Below are 14,988 nucleotides of genomic sequence, written 5' to 3' on the forward strand. Positions count from 1 at the left end.
GACAGATTTTTGAAGCGAATACTTAGTCGGCGTCAGTCGTAACCGCCGACCGTCAGCGCCTTCATCACGAGGCGGTACGTGGTGTACGCCAGCCAGTTCAGCAGCCGTTCGATGCGCGGGCGGGCGGCATAGTGCGCGGCGTCGATCTCCCGCCCTTCGGCGAACGCGGTGGCGATCGCGTCGCGCAACTGATTCGTCACTGCATCGTAGCGCACCAGCACGACGTTCGCTTCATTGTTCAGCATCAGGCTCAGCGCGTCCAGATTCGACGAGCCGACCGTCGCCCAGTTGTCGTCGATCACGGCGACCTTGCCGTGCAGGATCGTCTTGTCGTATTCGGCCACGCGCACGCCCGCGCGCAACAGCGAGTGATACAGGAACGGCACGGCCGTATCGAGCGCCGTGAACTCCTTGCGGCCGATCAGCACCTGCACGTCGACGCCGCGCCGTGCCGCGCCCGTCAGCGCGCGGCGCAGCTTGCGGCCCGGCATGAAATACGGATTCGCGAGCAGGATGCGCTGGCGCGCCTGGCCGATCGCCGCGAGATAGGCCTTCTCGATCGCGCGGCGGTTCACGACGTTGTCGCGCGCGACGAACGCGACGCTCGGCTCCGTCACGACCCGCAGCGCGCCGGCCTTGATCCATCGATGGCTGCGCATCCAGCGCCGGAACATGTCGGGGAACGCTTCGCCGCCGTGCAGCCCGGCCGCGTACTGCGCATACGGCTTGTGGCCGAACTGGATCCGGTGCCACTGCAGCTCGAACGCGGCGCGCACGTCGGACACCGCGGGCCCGGCCATCTCGACCGCGAAATCCCAGCGCGGAAACGGCAGCGTCGCGCTGCCCTGCGTGTAGTCGTCGACGATGTTGATGCCGCCGCAGAACGCGGTCGTCTGATCGATCACCGCAAGCTTGCGGTGCGTGCGCGAGAAGCCGAAGCGGCCGAACAGGAAGCGATTGTAGATGCAGTGCTCGACGCCGGCTTCGCCCCATGTGTCGAACAGCGGCAGGCGCGCGGTGCCGATGCCGTCGGTGATCACCCGCACGCGCACGCCGCGCTGCGCCGCGCGGATCAGCGCGTCCGACACCGGGCGGCCGGCCGCGTCGTCGCAGAAGATGTAGGTTTCGAGCATCACCTGCTCGCGGGCGGCGTCGATCCGCTCGATCAGCGCGTGGAAGAATTCGCCGCCGGTTTCGCACAGCCGCACCGTGTTGCCGGCCGTAAACGCGAGCCGCGACGCGGAGCCGCGCTCCTGCAGGAACATCTGCCGCAATTGCGCGAAGCGCTTGCGGGTCTCCGCATTCATGCGGACGAGCCGTGCGGCGCACGCGCGAGGGCCACGCGTGCGGGCAATTGCAGGATCGCCTCGGCGTTCGATGGCGAGAAGCAGCGCGCGGCCGCCTCGCGGAACGGCAGCCACGCATGGTCGACATGCTCGCGCGGCGACAGCGTCACGTCGACGCGATGCGGCACGCACAGGCCGAACCAGTGCTCGACGTTGCGCGTGACGCCCGGCGCATAGCGATGCAGGTATTGCGGATAGATCGTGTACTCGATCCGGTGATGCCAGTCGACGAGCGCGCTGGCCGGCACGTCCGGCGTGCCGACCGCGATGCCGGTTTCCTCGGCCACTTCACGCGCGGCGGTGAGCGCGAGCGGCTCGTCGAGCGTGTCCTTCGAGCCGGTGACCGATTGCCAGAAATCGGGCTGGTCGGCACGCTTGATCACGAGCACATCGAGGTCGGGCGTGTAGATCACGACGAGAACGGATTCGGGGATTTTCGGCGGCTTCGTCATCTTTGTTTCATGCGGCACAGGGCCGTGCGCCGGGCCTGCGCCCGAACGTGCGGCAAGTGCTGCGACTGTACCGCAAAAAATGAAAAAGGCGCATCACTGCGCCTTTTTCAGGGTGCCGTGCGTGCGTGACCGCACACACGACCGGGGGCGAAAGCGCGTTACGCCTTCGGCTGCTCCGGCTGACGCAGACGGATGTGCAGCTCGCGCAGCTGACGCTCGTCGACCGGGCTCGGCGCCTGCGTGAGCAGATCCTGCGCACGCTGCGTCTTCGGGAACGCGATCACGTCGCGGATCGAATCGGCACCGGCCATCATCGTGACGATGCGGTCGAGACCGAATGCGATACCGCCGTGCGGCGGCGCGCCGTACTGCAGCGCGTCCAGCAGGAAGCCGAACTTCAGTTGCGCTTCTTCCGCACCGATCTTCAGCGCGCGGAACACCTTGCTCTGCACTTCCTCGCGGTGGATACGCACCGAGCCGCCGCCGATTTCCCAGCCGTTCAGCACCATGTCGTAGGCCTTCGCGAGGCAACGGCCCGGGTCGGTCTCGAGATACTCGAGGTGCTCGTCCTTCGGGCTCGTAAACGGATGGTGTGCTGCGACGTAGCGCGCATCTTCGTCGTCGTATTCGAACATCGGGAAGTCGACGACCCACAGCGGCTTCCAGCCGGCCTGGACCAGACCGTTCGCCTTGCCGAATTCCGAATGGCCGATCTTCAGGCGCAGCGCGCCAAGGCTGTCGTTGACGACCTTCGCGCGGTCGGCCGCGAAGAAGATGATGTCGCCGTCTTCGGCGCCGGTGCGCTCGAGGATCGCCGCGATCGACGCGTCGTGCAGGTTCTTGACGATCGGGCTTTGCAGGCCGTCGCGGCCCTTCGCCTTCTCGTTGACCTTGATCCACGCGAGGCCCTTCGCGCCGTAGATCCGCACGAATTCCGTGTAGCCGTCGATGTCGCCGCGCGACAGCTCGCCGCCCTTCGGCACGCGCAGCGCCGCGACCCGGCCGTCCTTCGCGTTGGCCGGCGTGCTGAACACCTTGAAGTCGACGTCCTTCATCGCGTCGGTCAGCTCGGTGAATTCGAGCTGCACGCGCAGGTCCGGCTTGTCCGAACCGAAACGCGCCATCGCTTCCGAGTACGGCATCACCGGGAATTTCGCGTCGAGCTCGACGTCGATCGTCGTCTTGAAGATGTGACGGATCATGTCCTCGAACAGGTCACGGATTTCCTGCTCGCCGAGGAACGACGTCTCGCAGTCGATCTGCGTGAATTCCGGCTGACGGTCCGCGCGGAGATCCTCGTCGCGGAAGCACTTGGTGATCTGGTAGTAACGGTCGAAGTTCGCGACCATCAGCAGCTGCTTGAACAGCTGCGGCGACTGCGGTAGCGCGAAGAACTGGCCGGCGTTCACGCGCGACGGCACGAGGTAGTCGCGCGCGCCTTCCGGCGTGCTCTTCGTCAGCATCGGCGTCTCGATGTCGATGAAGCCCTGCTCGTCGAGGTACTTGCGCGCCTCGATCGCGACGCGGTAGCGCAGGCGCAGGTTGTGCTGCATCTGCGGGCGACGCAGGTCGAGCACGCGGTGCGTGAGACGCGTCGTTTCCGACAGGTTGTCGTCGTCGAGCTGGAACGGCGGCGTGACCGACGCGTTCAGCACGTTCAGTTCGTGGCACAGCACTTCGATCCTGCCGCTCTTCAGGCCGGCGTTGACCGTGCCGTCCGGACGGTTGCGCACGAGGCCCTTGATCTGCACGCAGAACTCGTTGCGCACGCCTTCGGCGGTCGCGAACATCTCCGCGCGATCCGGGTCGCACACCACCTGCACGAGGCCTTCACGATCGCGCAGGTCGATGAAGATCACACCGCCGTGATCGCGGCGGCGCTGCACCCAGCCGCACAGCGACACGGTTTGGCCCAGCAGGTGTTCGGTCACGAGACCGCAGTATTCAGTACGCATCGACATGATGTTTGCTTTCGTTCGGTTTGATCAACGGGCGCCGCAACGCGCGGCCCGGGCGATGATTCTTTACTTACAGCGGCGGCTCGACGGGACGGCGGGCGGGCGCCGGAGCAGGCGCCGAAGGCGCCACGACGCCCATCGAGACGATGTACTTGAGCGCGGCATCGACCGACATGTCGAGTTCGATGACTTCGCTCTTCGGCAGCATCAGGAAGAAACCCGACGTCGGGTTCGGCGTCGTGGGCACGTACACGCTCACGTACTCTTCCGTCAGATGGTTGACCACGTCGCCGCCGGGCGTGCCGGTCAGAAACGCGATCGTATACGAGCCGCGGCGCGGGTATTCGATCAGCAGCGCCTTGCGGAACGCGTTGCCGCTGCTCGACAGCAGCGTGTCCGATACCTGCTTGACGCTCGTGTAGATCGGCCCGACGACCGGGATGTGGCGTACCACCGCGTTCCACCACGTGACGAGCTTCTGGCCGATGAAGTTCTGCGTGGCCAGCCCGACGACGAAGATGAACGCGAGCGTCAGCACCGCGCCGATCCCCGGCAGGTGGAAGCCGAGCATCCGCTCGGGCTGCCACGATTCGGGCAGCAGGAGCAGCGTCTGGTCCATCGTGCCGATGATGAGGCCGAGCACCCACAGCGTGATCGCGAGCGGGACGAGAACCAGCAAGCCGGTCAGGAACACCGTTTTCAGGGTCGTCTTTTTCATCATCTGCCGTCAATGAACCGCGCCTGCGGCGCGAGTGGGTCGCGACCCGGCCGGGCCGCGACGGTCAACTGCCGGCGGCGGGCGTCGCGGCCGGAGCCGGCGCGGCGCTCGTCGTCGTGGTGCTGCCCGAACTGCTCGCCGCAGCCGGCGCGGCCGCGGCGGGTGCGGCTTCCGCCGCGGGTGCTGCCGGCGCCGCGTCGCCCGACGCCGTCGCCGGTGCGCTGGCGCCGCCCGAGCCGCCGCGGAAATCGGTGACATACCACCCCGAGCCCTTCAGCTGGAAACCGGCGGCGGTCACCTGTTTGCGAAAAGCATCCTTCCCGCATTCAGGACATTGCGTCAGCGGCGCGTCGCTCATCTTCTGGAGCACGTCCTTCGCGAAACCGCACGCTTCGCATCGATAGGCGTAGATCGGCATGATATTTTTCCCGCAGAAACTGGAAACGGCTTGCAAAACCTTGAATTATAGCCGAAACCCCGGCGCGTTCCGGCAATGGCCGCGACGCCCGCGCATCAGCGACGGCGCCACGTGAGCCAGCGCTCGTGCCCGTCGAACACGGCCAGCGAATCGGTCACGGGCAAATCCTCGAGCAGCTCGAAGTGCGGCGCGAGCAGCGCATCGAGTTCCGCCCGCTCGATCCCGAACGGCGGCCCCTTCGGTTTGGCCACCACGAAGAAATAGCCGGCCAGCAATCCGCCCGTGGGCAGCAGCTCGGCCATCCGCGCCGCATAGCCGGCGCGCAGGCCCGGCGGCAACGCGCACAGGAACGCGCGCTCGTACACCCACTGCACGTCGAACGGCGGCCGGTACTGGAAAAAATCGGCCTGTTCGACGACGTCCGCATGCGCGCCGAGCTGCGCCTTCGCCGCAGCGACCGCCTGCGCGGCGAAATCGATCGCCCGCACCGGCCAGCCGGCCTGCGCGAGCCAGCCGGCCTCCTGCGCACTGCCGCAGCCGGGAATCAGCACCGCGCACGGCTCGCGCCGCTGCGCGAACACGCGAAAGCCGTCCGGCACGCCGCCGAATTCCCACGGCGTCACGCCGCGTGCGAAACGCTCGTCCCAGAACGATGCGCTACCGGGGTCGCGCGTCGCGAAATCGGCGGCCGACGGTGCGGCCGGTTGCTTCGGATCGGACATCGCCGCGCTCCTTTCGATCAAGCACCGTACGCGAGCGCGAGCAGCACGCGCGCGACGAGCGCCCCGACGCCGACGGCCAGACCGAAGATCAGCAACGCCTGCAGCAGCCGGTTTGTCCGCTTCTGCTCGACGAGGACCTGACGCATCAGCTCCTCGCTCGCGGCGCGCGGCGCGTCGTGGCGCGCGGCCAGTGCATGGTGGATCAGGCGCGGCAGTTGCGGCAGCGTCTTGCTCCACTGCGGCGCCTCGACCTTGAACCGCTCGTACCAGCCGCGCAGGCCGATCTGCTCGGTCATCCAGCGCTCGAGATACGGCTTCGCGGTCTTCCACAGATCGAGCTCGGGGTCGAGCGAGCGGCCGAGCCCTTCGACGTTCAGCATCGTCTTCTGCAGCAGCACGAGCTGCGGCTGGATCTCGACGTTGAAGCGGCGCGACGTCGAGAACAGGCGCATCAGCACCTGGCCGAGCGAGATGTCCTTCAGCGCGCGATCGAAATACGGCTCGCACACCGCGCGGATCGCGCTTTCGAGCTCCTCGACGCGCGTCTCGGGCGGCACCCAGCCCGATTCGAGGTGGAGCGTCGCGACACGGTGATAGTCGCGCTTGAAGAACGCGAGGAAGTTCTGCGCGAGGTAATTCTTGTCGAAATCGGACAGTGCGCCGACGATCCCGAAATCGAGCGCGATATAACGGCCGAACGTGTTCGGGTCGAGGCTCACCTGAATGTTGCCCGGGTGCATGTCCGCATGGAAAAAGCCGTCGCGGAACACCTGCGTGAAGAAGATCTCGACGCCTTCGCGCGCGAGCTTCTTGATGTCGACGCCGGCCGAACGCAGCGTCTCGACCTGGCTGATCGGCACGCCGGTCATGCGCTCCATCACGAGCACCTGCGACGTCGAGAAATCCCAGAACATCTCGGGTACGAGCAGCAGGTCGAGGCCCGCGAAGTTGCGGCGCAGCTGGCTGCCGTTCGCGGCCTCGCGCATCAGGTCGAGCTCGTCGTGCAGGTACTTGTCGAATTCGGCGACGACCTCGCGCGGCTTCAGGCGCCGGCCGTCGGCCCACATGCGCTCGGTCCACGTCGCGATGTCGCGCATCAGCGCGAGGTCGGAATCGATCACCGGCAGCATGTTCGGCCGCAGCACCTTGACGGCGACGGCCTTGCCCGCGTGCACGCCCTGCTTCAGCTTCGCGAAGTGCACCTGCGCGATCGACGCGCTCGCGATCGGCTCGCGCTCGAATTCGTCGAACAGCTCGTCGACCGGCGCGCCGAGCGACTTCTCGATGATCGCGATCGCGACGGCCGAATCGAACGGCGGCACCTGGTCCTGCAGCTTCGCGAGTTCGTTCGCGAAATCGACCGACAGCAGGTCGCGGCGCGTCGACAGCACCTGGCCGAACTTCACGAAGATCGGGCCGAGGCTTTCGAGCGCGTGACGCAACCGCACGGCGGGCGGATCGGAGAAGCGGCGGCCGATCGTCGTGATCCGCAACAGCAGCTTCACGCGCCGGTCGTCGATCCGGGACAGCATCACTTCGTCGAGGCCAAAGCGGATGACGGTGTAGACAATCTTGATGAAACGGAAAATGCGCATGCCCTGCGGCCCTCAGTGCGCGCCGCGCGGGCCGGAGCCTGCGCGCGCGCCGATTTTTTGTTCGAGTCGCTCGACCCGCTTTTCGACCCGCGCGAGCGCATCGCGTGCGCGCGCCAGTTCGGCGTCGAAGCCGCCGAGCGACGCGCGCCGGACGACCTGCGGGTTCTCGTCGAGCCAGTATTCGGCGACGGAATCGAGCACATTGCGGCCGGTGCGGCGCGCGCGCGCGCCGGCGTCGCGCACGACCGTCGCGATCCGGTACGCCGCCGCGTCACCGACCAGCTTCGCGAGATCTTCTTCCGGTTCCCAGCGCAGATGCTCGGCCAGCTTCGCGATCTGCGTCGCGAATTCCGCGTCGCCTTCGATCTTCACGTGCTTCATCACGGCCGCCTGGCCGCCCTGCAGGAACGCGGCGACCGTGTCGCCGGCAAGCGCGATCGACACGTCGACCTGTTGTGCATCATGCGCGTCGACGGCCGACAGATAGCCGTCGGGCTGCACCAGCAGCGTGAGCGTGACGGGAGGCACGTCGATCCGGGCAGTCTTGCCCGCATAGGGAATCAGGCGGTCGCGCGCCCACGATTCGCGCGCGAGCAGGTGATTGACGGCAGCAGCAAAAGGCTTGGCGGCAAAGGTCATCGGGCTGGGAAAGAAAAAACCCGCGCAGGCCGGGCGCCCACGCGGGTTTCTATTGTAACGTCGGATCGGCGGCAGACCGTGCCTGACCGTACACCCGGGCGGCAAGCGGTCGCAGTGCGGCGGCCGTCGCCCGGGTGCCCGGCGGCGCGGGCCGCCGGCCACGCTCAGTGCGTGTTGATCTGCTGGATACCCGCGAGCAGCCAGCCCTGACTGCCCGACTTCGACAGGTTCCACACCTCGTCGAACGGCGCGGCCGACGTATTCGCCGCTTCGCGGATCAGGCCGTGGAAGCGCACGCTTGCCGACTGCTCGATGCCGCGATCCTCGATCGCGACCAGTTCCGCGTCGAGCTGCACGACGTCGGTCTGGTTCGCGTCGTTGCCGCGCGAATCGAGGTCGATCTTGATCTCGGCGAACATTTCGGGCGTCGTGAACTCGCGGATGTCGGCCAGGTTGCCCTGGTCCCACGCCGCCTGCAGGCGCACGAAATAGACTTTCGCGCTGCGCAGGAACGCTTCGGTGTCGAAACCGGCCGGCACCTGCAGCGGCGCCGCGGCCGCCGCGGCTGCGCCGGCGGCCGCTGCACCGCCGCCGAATACGCCCTGTGCTTCGTTCGCATAGCTGCTGCCGCTGCCCGCGTAGTTGCTGCCGGTGTTGCCCTGCTGGAACGACGGGCTTTGCGAGTAGCCGCCCGACGACGAAGCCGCGCCGCCGACCGAATACGCCGGCTCCTGCGGGCGACGGCGGTTCATGAACTTGCGGATCAGCCAGATGCCGACCATCGCGAGCAACGCGATCACGATGACGTTCGCCATCATGCTCGCGAATGCGCCGCCGAGACCGAAGTGCGACAGCAGCGCCGCGATGCCGAGACCGGCCGCGAGGCCGGCGATCGGCCCGAGCCAGCGCGAGCGGTTGGGCTGCGCGGCCGGCGTGGGCGCAGCCGGGTTCGCACGCTGGGCCTGCGACGGCGCGGCCTGCTGCATCGGCTGCTGCGCGGGCGGCGTGGCCTGGCGCTGCGTGACGGTGGAATTCTGGCGACCGATGCTGCGCCCGCCGCCCATGCGCCGGGCTTCGGCGTCGAGCGATGCGAACGTGCCGGCCGTGAGCAGGCCGACCATCAGCAGCGTGCCGACCCGTCGAGCCCACGGCTTCGACGGTTTGCTACGGTTGAACAACGAACGCGATTCAGACATCAGCTTCTCCGAATGTAAGACGAATGTAGGGAAAGAACCCCTTAGTACTTGGTCCCTAGGTGTAAAGCTACCACGCCACCTGACAAATTGTAATATTTGACGGCGTCGAGGCCTGCTTGTTCCATCATCGTCTTCAGCGTGTCCTGATCGGGGTGCATCCGGATAGATTCAGCAAGATACCGATAACTTTCAGCATCTTTCGCGAACTTGTCGCCAAGCCACGGTAATACTTTGAAAGAATACAGATCGTACGCCTTTTTCAGCGGATCCCAGACTTTCGAGAATTCCAGCACCATCACGCGGCCGCCGGGCTTCGTCACGCGGCGCATCTCGGCGAGCGCGGCATCCTTGTGCGTCATGTTGCGCAGCCCGAACGCGACCGTGACCACGTCGAAGTAGTTGTCCGGAAAAGGAATTTTCTCGGCGTCGCACAACAGCGACGGCGTCACGATGCCCTTGTCGAGCAGCCGGTCGCGGCCGACGCGCAGCATCGATTCGTTGATGTCGGTATGCCAGACCTCGCCCGTCGGCCCGGCCGCCTTCGCGAACGACTTGGTCAGGTCGCCGGTGCCGGCCGCGATGTCGAGCACCTTGAAGCCGGGGCGCACGTTCGCCTGCGCGATCGTGAACGCCTTCCACGCGCGGTGCATGCCCGCCGACATCAGGTCGTTCATCAGATCGTAGTTGCTCGCGACCGAATGAAACACGCCCGCCACTTTCTTCGCTTTTTCGTTTTCCTCGACGCTCTCGAAGCCGAAGTGGGTTTTGCTCATCGCGTTGATCCTCAGTAAATGGCAAGACGGCGCCGAGCGGGCGCCGTCGATTTCAGTGGCAGTGGCCGTGCGGCGCGCTGGCCGCCTGCATCGGCGCGTCGCGCTCGACGCCCGCCGCCTTCAGTTTGTCGAAATAGTCGCGCCACAGCGCGTCCTGCTGCGTCGCCAGCTCGTACAGCAGGTCCCACGAGTAGATGCCGGTCGAATGGCCGTCGGAGAATGTCGGCTGCAGCGCATAGTTGCCGACGCCCTCGAGCGCGGTGATCGTCACTTCGCGCTTGCCGGTCTGCAACGTCTCCTGGCCGGGCCCGTGGCCGCGCACCTCGGCCGACGGCGAATAGACGCGCATCAGCTCGAACGGAATCCGGTAACTCTCGCCGTTCGGATACTGCAATTCGAGCACGCGCGACACCGCGTGCACGACGACGCCGGACGGAATCGGCGTCGTGGAAGTCAAACCGCTCATGCTTGCCTCGAATCGGTCATGCGTTGAATTTCCTCGCGCACCGCATTGTGCAGCAGCGAGGCCTGCGCCGCGCGCGAGCGCAGCAGCGCCTCGGACACGCTGCGCTGGCGCGGCGCCCACACGGGCTGCGGAAAATGGGCATCGTTGGAAAAACGCGGAATCACGTGCCAGTGCACGTGCGGCACCATGTTGCCGAGGCTCGCGAGATTCACCTTGTTCGGCTGCATCACGCGGCGCACGGCCCGCTCGACCGCGTAGACCACGCGCATCAGATGTGCCCGCTCGGGCTCGCCGAGATCGGAGAACTCGGCCACGTGCGCGCCCCAGATCACCCGGCAGAAGCCCGGGTAGTCGTGCTCGCCCGTGGCGAGCACGACGCGCAGCGCATCGTCCTGCCAGAGCACCTCGCCGCCGTCTTCACGGCAAAACACGCATTCCATCGTCGCTCCCATGTGGACAGGCGCCGGCATGGCATGCCGGCGCCCGCTCATTCCCGGCCCGGTCGGGCGGTCGTCATGCCCGCATTAGACCAGCACGCGCTCGATCCCGCCATGGTTCGCCCGTGCGACATAATCGGCCATCCAGTTCTCGCCGAGCACCTGGCGCGCGATTTCGACCACGATGTAGTCGGCTTCGAGGTTCGCATCCTCGCTGTAGCGCGACAGGCCCTGCAGGCACGACGGGCAGCTCGTCAGGATCTTCACGTCCGGGCCGTTCGCGGCCGCGGCGGCCGGCGCCGGCGCATCGCCCGCCACCACGGGAATCGCGCGCAGCTTCGCGGCGCCCTTGCGGATCTCCTCTTCCTTGCGGAAGCGGACCTGCGTGGAGATGTCCGGCCGCGTGACCGCCAGCGTGCCCGATTCGCCGCAGCAGCGATCGTTCTTCTCGATCTTGTAGCCGTCCTTCTCCGAACCCATCAGCTCGTTGACCAGCTTCACCGGGTCGATCGTCTTGATCGGCGTGTGGCACGGGTCGTGATACATGTAGCGCGTGCCCGTCACGCCATCGAGCTTCATCCCCTTCTCGAGCAGGAACTCGTGGATGTCGATGATCCGGCAGCCCGGGAAGATCTTGTCGAATTCGTAGCCCGCGAGCTGGTCGTAGCAGGTGCCGCACGACACGACCACCGTCTTGATGTCGAGGTAGTTCAGCGTATTCGCGACACGGTGGAACAGCACGCGGTTGTCCGTGACGATCTTCTCGGCCTTGTCGTACTGGCCCGAGCCGCGCTGCGGATAGCCGCAGCACAGGTAGCCCGGCGGCAGCACCGTCTGCACGCCCGCTTCCCAAAGCATCGCCTGCGTGGCCAGCCCGACCTGCGAGAACAGCCGCTCGGAGCCGCAGCCCGGGAAGTAGAACACCGCTTCCGAATCGACGGTCGTCGACTTCGGGTTGCGGATGATCGGCACGATCTTGTTGTCCTCGATGTCCAGCAGCGCGCGCGCCGTCTTCTTCGGCAGGTTGCCCGGCATCTTCTTGTTGACGAAGTGGATCACCTGCTCGACCGCCGGCGGCTTGCCGGTCGTCGCGGGCGGGTGCTGCGTCTGCTTCGTCACGACCTTCTTCAGCATGTCGTTCGCGAAGCGCTGCACCTTGTAGCCGACGCCCATCATCACGCCGCGCGCGAGGTTGATCGTCTGCGGATTGGTCGCGTTCAGGAAGAACATGCCCGCCGCATTGCCGGCGTTGAATTTCTTCTTGCCCATCTTGCGCAACAGGTTGCGCATGTTCATCGTGACGTCGCCGAAGTCGATCTTCACCGGGCATGGCGTCGCGCACTTGTGGCACACCGTGCAGTGGTCGGCCACGTCGTTGAATTCGTCCCAGTGCTTGATCGACACGCCGCGGCGCGTCTGCTCTTCGTACAGGAACGCCTCGACCAAGAGCGACGTCGCGAGAATCTTGTTGCGCGGGCTGTACAGCAGGTTCGCGCGCGGCACGTGGGTCGCGCACACCGGCTTGCACTTGCCGCAGCGCAGGCAGTCCTTCACCGAATCGGCGATCGCGCCGATGTCGGACTGCTGCATGATCAGCGACTCGTAACCCATCAGCCCGAAGCTGGGCGTGTACGCGTTGCGCAGATCGGCGCCGTCGAGCAGCTTGCCCTTGTTGAAGCGCCCGTTCGGGTCGACGCGCTGCTTGTACGCGCGGAATTCGGCGATCTCGTCGTCGGTCAGGAATTCGAGCTTCGTGATGCCGATCCCGTGTTCGCCGGAAATCACGCCGTCGAGCGAGCGCGCGAGCGTCATGATGCGGGCGACCGACGCGTGCGCGTCCTGCAGCATCTCGTAGTTGTCGGAGTTGACCGGGATGTTGGTGTGGACGTTGCCGTCGCCCGCGTGCATGTGCAGCGCGACGAACACGCGGCCGCGCAGCACGCGCTTGTGGATCGCCTGCGCCTCGTCGAGGATCTGCTTGAACGCGCCGCCGTTGAAGATCGCGCGCAGTTCCGCGCGGATCTCCTGCTTCCACGAGATGCGGACCGTGCGGTCCTGCGTGATGTGGAACACGGTCGCGCCCGGCTGCTCGTCCGCGCGATCCGCGAACTTCTCGGCGAGCGCCTCGTAGCCGAGCTGCACCAGGTAGTGCTGCGCCTCGCGCAGCGGCTGGTCGAGCCGGTCGCGCACGAATTCCCAGCGCGCGCGCACGCGCTTGAGCAGCTCCAGCGCCTGCTGCACACGGTCTTCCAGCAGTTCCGCGCTCGGGATCTCGTTCGCGTCGTCGGTCTTGCCGAGCGGCAGGTTGCCGCCGCGGAAGAACGCTTCGAGCGCGTCCACCAGTTGCAGCTTGTTCTTCAGCGACAGCTCGATGTTGATCCGCTCGATGCCGTCGGTGTACTCGCCCATCCGGTTCAGCGGGATGACGACGTCCTCGTTGATCTTGAACGCGTTCGTGTGCTTCGCGATCGCGGCCGTGCGACTGCGGTCGAGCCAGAAGCGCTTGCGCGCCTCCGCGCTGACCGCGACGAAGCCTTCGCCGCTCTTGCCGTTCGCCATCCGGATCACTTCGGACGTCGCCTGTGCGACCGCGTCGGCGTCATCGCCGACGATGTCGCCGATCAGCACCATCTTCGGAAACGCATTGCGCTTGCTCTTGGTCGCGTAGCCGACCGCGCGCAGGTAGCGCTCGTCGAGGTGCTCGAGGCCCGCGAGGATCGCGCCGCCCTGCTTCGACGTCTCGAACAGGTAGTCCTTGATCTCGACGATGCTCGGGATCGCCTCGCGCGCCTGGCCGAAGAATTCGAGGCAGACGGTGCGCGTGTGCGCGGGCATCTTGTGCAGCACCCAGCGCGCAGACGTGATGAGCCCGTCGCAGCCTTCCTTCTGCACGCCCGGCAGGCCGGCGAGGAACTTGTCGGTCACGTCCTTGCCGAGCCCTTCCTTGCGGAACCGGCGGCCTTCGATCTCGAGCATCTCGGTGCGCAGCAGCTTCTCGCCCGGCGCATACGCGCCGTCGAACCACTTCAGCTCGAAGCGCGCGACCGCGATGTCGTGGATCTTGCCCTGGTTGTGCTCGTGGCGCGTCACTTCGAGCCAGTTGCCGTCCGGGTCGACCATCCGCCACCAGGCCAGGTTGTCGAGCGCGGTGCCCCACAGCACGGCCTTCTTGCCGCCCGCGTTCATCGCGACGTTACCGCCGATGCACGATGCGTCGAGCGAGGTCGGATCGACCGCGAACACGTAGCCGGCCGCTTCCGCCGCCTCGGTCACGCGGCGCGTGACGACGCCTGCGCCGGAGAAGATCGTCGGCACCTTGTGCGCGACGCCCGGCAGCTCGGTCAGTTCGACCGCGCCGAGCTGTTCGAGCTTTTCGGTGTTGATCACCGCGGAAAACGGCGTGAGCGGCACCGCGCCGCCCGTGTAGCCGGTGCCGCCGCCGCGCGGGATCACGGTCAGGCCGAGCTCGAAGCACGCCTTGATCAGGCCGGCGATCTCGGCTTCGGTGTCGGGCGTCAGCACGACGAACGGGTATTCGACGCGCCAGTCGGTCGCGTCGGTCACGTGCGACACGCGCGACAGCCCGTCGAAGCGGATGTTGTCCTTCTGCGTGCAGCGGCCGAGCGCCTTGGTCGCGCGGCGGCGCAGGTCGGCCATCTTGTCGAATTCGTCCGCGAACTCGTTGACCGCGCGCTGCGCGGCGGTTTCGAGCATCTCGACGCGCGACGCGCGCTCGCGGCCCGCGTCGTCGCGGTGCTCGGTGAGATCCGCGCTGCGGCGCTTGCCGATCTCTGTCAGTCGGTGGTTCAGCGCCTCGATCAGCAGCGCGCGGCGCTTCGGGTTGTCGAGCAGGTCGTCTTGCAGATACGGGTTGCGACGCACGACCCAGATGTCACCGAGCACTTCGTACAGCATCCGTGCCGAGCGGCCCGTGCGGCGCTCGGCACGCAGTTCGTCGAGCACCGACCACGCCTCTTCGCCGAGCAGGCGGATCACGATCTCGCGATCCGAGAAGGACGTGTAGTTGTAGGGAATCTCGCGCAAGCGGGGCGCGGGGTCGGCGGCGACGGCGGCGGCCGCGCCATGCGGATCGAAAACTTGTGGTGCGTTCATGTTCGGACGACTCGGAGGGCCGATACACCGTGCACGGGCGTCGGCAAGCGCGTAGGCGCAATCTTGGGGAAATCTGTTCTGTTACCAGGCGCGCGGCTGTCCTTCATGGGGCCGGAGCGGGCGACTCGCCCCTCCTGGCCGGCGACAGGGCCTGG

General features: G+C 66.6%; 13 protein-coding genes. All 13 read right to left on the reverse strand.

Annotation, left to right across the window (positions count from 1 at the left end; translation table 11 throughout):
* Positions 1 to 32: 32 nt before the first annotated feature.
* On the reverse strand, positions 33 to 1,307 hold the full coding sequence (gene clsB, locus AP428_RS11215) for a cardiolipin synthase ClsB (protein WP_011546182.1): 1,275 nt from the start codon (positions 1,305 to 1,307) through the stop codon (positions 33 to 35).
* Positions 1,304 to 1,798, reverse strand: a complete 495-nt coding sequence (gene nudB, locus AP428_RS11220) for a dihydroneopterin triphosphate diphosphatase (RefSeq protein ID WP_011546183.1) — start codon at positions 1,796 to 1,798, stop codon at positions 1,304 to 1,306. The genes clsB and nudB overlap by 4 nt, the downstream gene beginning before the upstream one ends.
* A gap of 158 nt (positions 1,799 to 1,956) precedes the next feature.
* On the reverse strand, positions 1,957 to 3,759 hold the full coding sequence (aspS, locus tag AP428_RS11225) for an aspartate--tRNA ligase (protein ID WP_011546184.1): 1,803 nt from the start codon (positions 3,757 to 3,759) through the stop codon (positions 1,957 to 1,959).
* A gap of 67 nt (positions 3,760 to 3,826) precedes the next feature.
* A complete protein-coding gene (locus tag AP428_RS11230) occupies positions 3,827 to 4,477 on the reverse strand; it encodes a DUF502 domain-containing protein (protein WP_006477842.1) in 651 nt (216 codons plus the stop codon).
* Positions 4,478 to 4,538: 61 nt separating this feature from the next.
* Entirely contained in the window at positions 4,539 to 4,892 is a 354-nt protein-coding gene (locus AP428_RS11235; protein WP_011546185.1) for an FmdB family zinc ribbon protein, read from the reverse strand.
* Between the two features lie 95 nt (positions 4,893 to 4,987).
* A complete protein-coding gene (locus AP428_RS11240; RefSeq protein ID WP_011546186.1) occupies positions 4,988 to 5,614 on the reverse strand; it encodes an SAM-dependent methyltransferase in 627 nt (208 codons plus the stop codon).
* A 17-nt stretch (positions 5,615 to 5,631) separates the two neighbouring features.
* Positions 5,632 to 7,209 (reverse strand): ubiquinone biosynthesis regulatory protein kinase UbiB, encoded by a 1,578-nt coding sequence (ubiB, locus tag AP428_RS11245; protein WP_006487907.1) that lies wholly within the window; start codon positions 7,207 to 7,209, stop codon positions 5,632 to 5,634.
* A gap of 12 nt (positions 7,210 to 7,221) precedes the next feature.
* A complete protein-coding gene (locus tag AP428_RS11250; RefSeq protein ID WP_011546187.1) occupies positions 7,222 to 7,848 on the reverse strand; it encodes an SCP2 domain-containing protein in 627 nt (208 codons plus the stop codon).
* 164 nt (positions 7,849 to 8,012) lie between these two features.
* Entirely contained in the window at positions 8,013 to 9,044 is a 1,032-nt protein-coding gene (locus AP428_RS11255) for a Tim44 domain-containing protein (protein WP_011546188.1), read from the reverse strand.
* A 41-nt stretch (positions 9,045 to 9,085) separates the two neighbouring features.
* Positions 9,086 to 9,817 carry a bifunctional demethylmenaquinone methyltransferase/2-methoxy-6-polyprenyl-1,4-benzoquinol methylase UbiE gene (gene ubiE / locus AP428_RS11260; protein WP_011546189.1) on the reverse strand — a complete coding sequence of 244 codons (732 nt, stop codon included), beginning with the start codon at positions 9,815 to 9,817 and terminating at the stop codon, positions 9,086 to 9,088.
* Between the two features lie 52 nt (positions 9,818 to 9,869).
* Positions 9,870 to 10,283 (reverse strand): gamma-butyrobetaine hydroxylase-like domain-containing protein, encoded by a 414-nt coding sequence (locus AP428_RS11265; RefSeq protein ID WP_011546190.1) that lies wholly within the window; start codon positions 10,281 to 10,283, stop codon positions 9,870 to 9,872.
* Positions 10,280 to 10,723, reverse strand: coding sequence for an HIT family protein (locus AP428_RS11270; protein WP_011546191.1), 444 nt, complete (start codon positions 10,721 to 10,723; stop codon positions 10,280 to 10,282). The genes AP428_RS11265 and AP428_RS11270 overlap by 4 nt, the downstream gene beginning before the upstream one ends.
* Positions 10,724 to 10,807: 84 nt before the next feature.
* Positions 10,808 to 14,833 carry a DUF3683 domain-containing protein gene (locus tag AP428_RS11275; RefSeq protein ID WP_006477834.1) on the reverse strand — a complete coding sequence of 1,342 codons (4,026 nt, stop codon included), beginning with the start codon at positions 14,831 to 14,833 and terminating at the stop codon, positions 10,808 to 10,810.
* Between the last annotated feature and the right edge of the window lie 155 nt (positions 14,834 to 14,988).

The sequence above is a fragment of the Burkholderia sp. E168m22 genome, assembly GCF_001319805.1.
Taxonomy (GTDB): Bacteria; Pseudomonadota; Gammaproteobacteria; order Burkholderiales; family Burkholderiaceae; genus Burkholderia; species Burkholderia orbicola.

Coding starts and splice junctions, on each gene's coding strand:
- clsB (WP_011546182.1), bottom strand. CDS start 1,307: ATGAATGCGGAGACCCGCAAGCGCTTCGCGCAATTGCGGCAGATGTTC.
- nudB (WP_011546183.1), bottom strand. CDS start 1,798: ATGACGAAGCCGCCGAAAATCCCCGAATCCGTTCTCGTCGTGATCTAC.
- aspS (WP_011546184.1), bottom strand. CDS start 3,759: ATGTCGATGCGTACTGAATACTGCGGTCTCGTGACCGAACACCTGCTG.
- AP428_RS11230 (WP_006477842.1), bottom strand. CDS start 4,477: ATGATGAAAAAGACGACCCTGAAAACGGTGTTCCTGACCGGCTTGCTG.
- AP428_RS11235 (WP_011546185.1), bottom strand. CDS start 4,892: ATGCCGATCTACGCCTATCGATGCGAAGCGTGCGGTTTCGCGAAGGAC.
- AP428_RS11240 (WP_011546186.1), bottom strand. CDS start 5,614: ATGTCCGATCCGAAGCAACCGGCCGCACCGTCGGCCGCCGATTTCGCG.
- ubiB (WP_006487907.1), bottom strand. CDS start 7,209: ATGCGCATTTTCCGTTTCATCAAGATTGTCTACACCGTCATCCGCTTT.
- AP428_RS11250 (WP_011546187.1), bottom strand. CDS start 7,848: ATGACCTTTGCCGCCAAGCCTTTTGCTGCTGCCGTCAATCACCTGCTC.
- AP428_RS11255 (WP_011546188.1), bottom strand. CDS start 9,044: ATGTCTGAATCGCGTTCGTTGTTCAACCGTAGCAAACCGTCGAAGCCG.
- ubiE (WP_011546189.1), bottom strand. CDS start 9,817: ATGAGCAAAACCCACTTCGGCTTCGAGAGCGTCGAGGAAAACGAAAAA.
- AP428_RS11265 (WP_011546190.1), bottom strand. CDS start 10,283: ATGAGCGGTTTGACTTCCACGACGCCGATTCCGTCCGGCGTCGTCGTG.
- AP428_RS11270 (WP_011546191.1), bottom strand. CDS start 10,723: ATGGAATGCGTGTTTTGCCGTGAAGACGGCGGCGAGGTGCTCTGGCAG.
- AP428_RS11275 (WP_006477834.1), bottom strand. CDS start 14,833: ATGAACGCACCACAAGTTTTCGATCCGCATGGCGCGGCCGCCGCCGTC.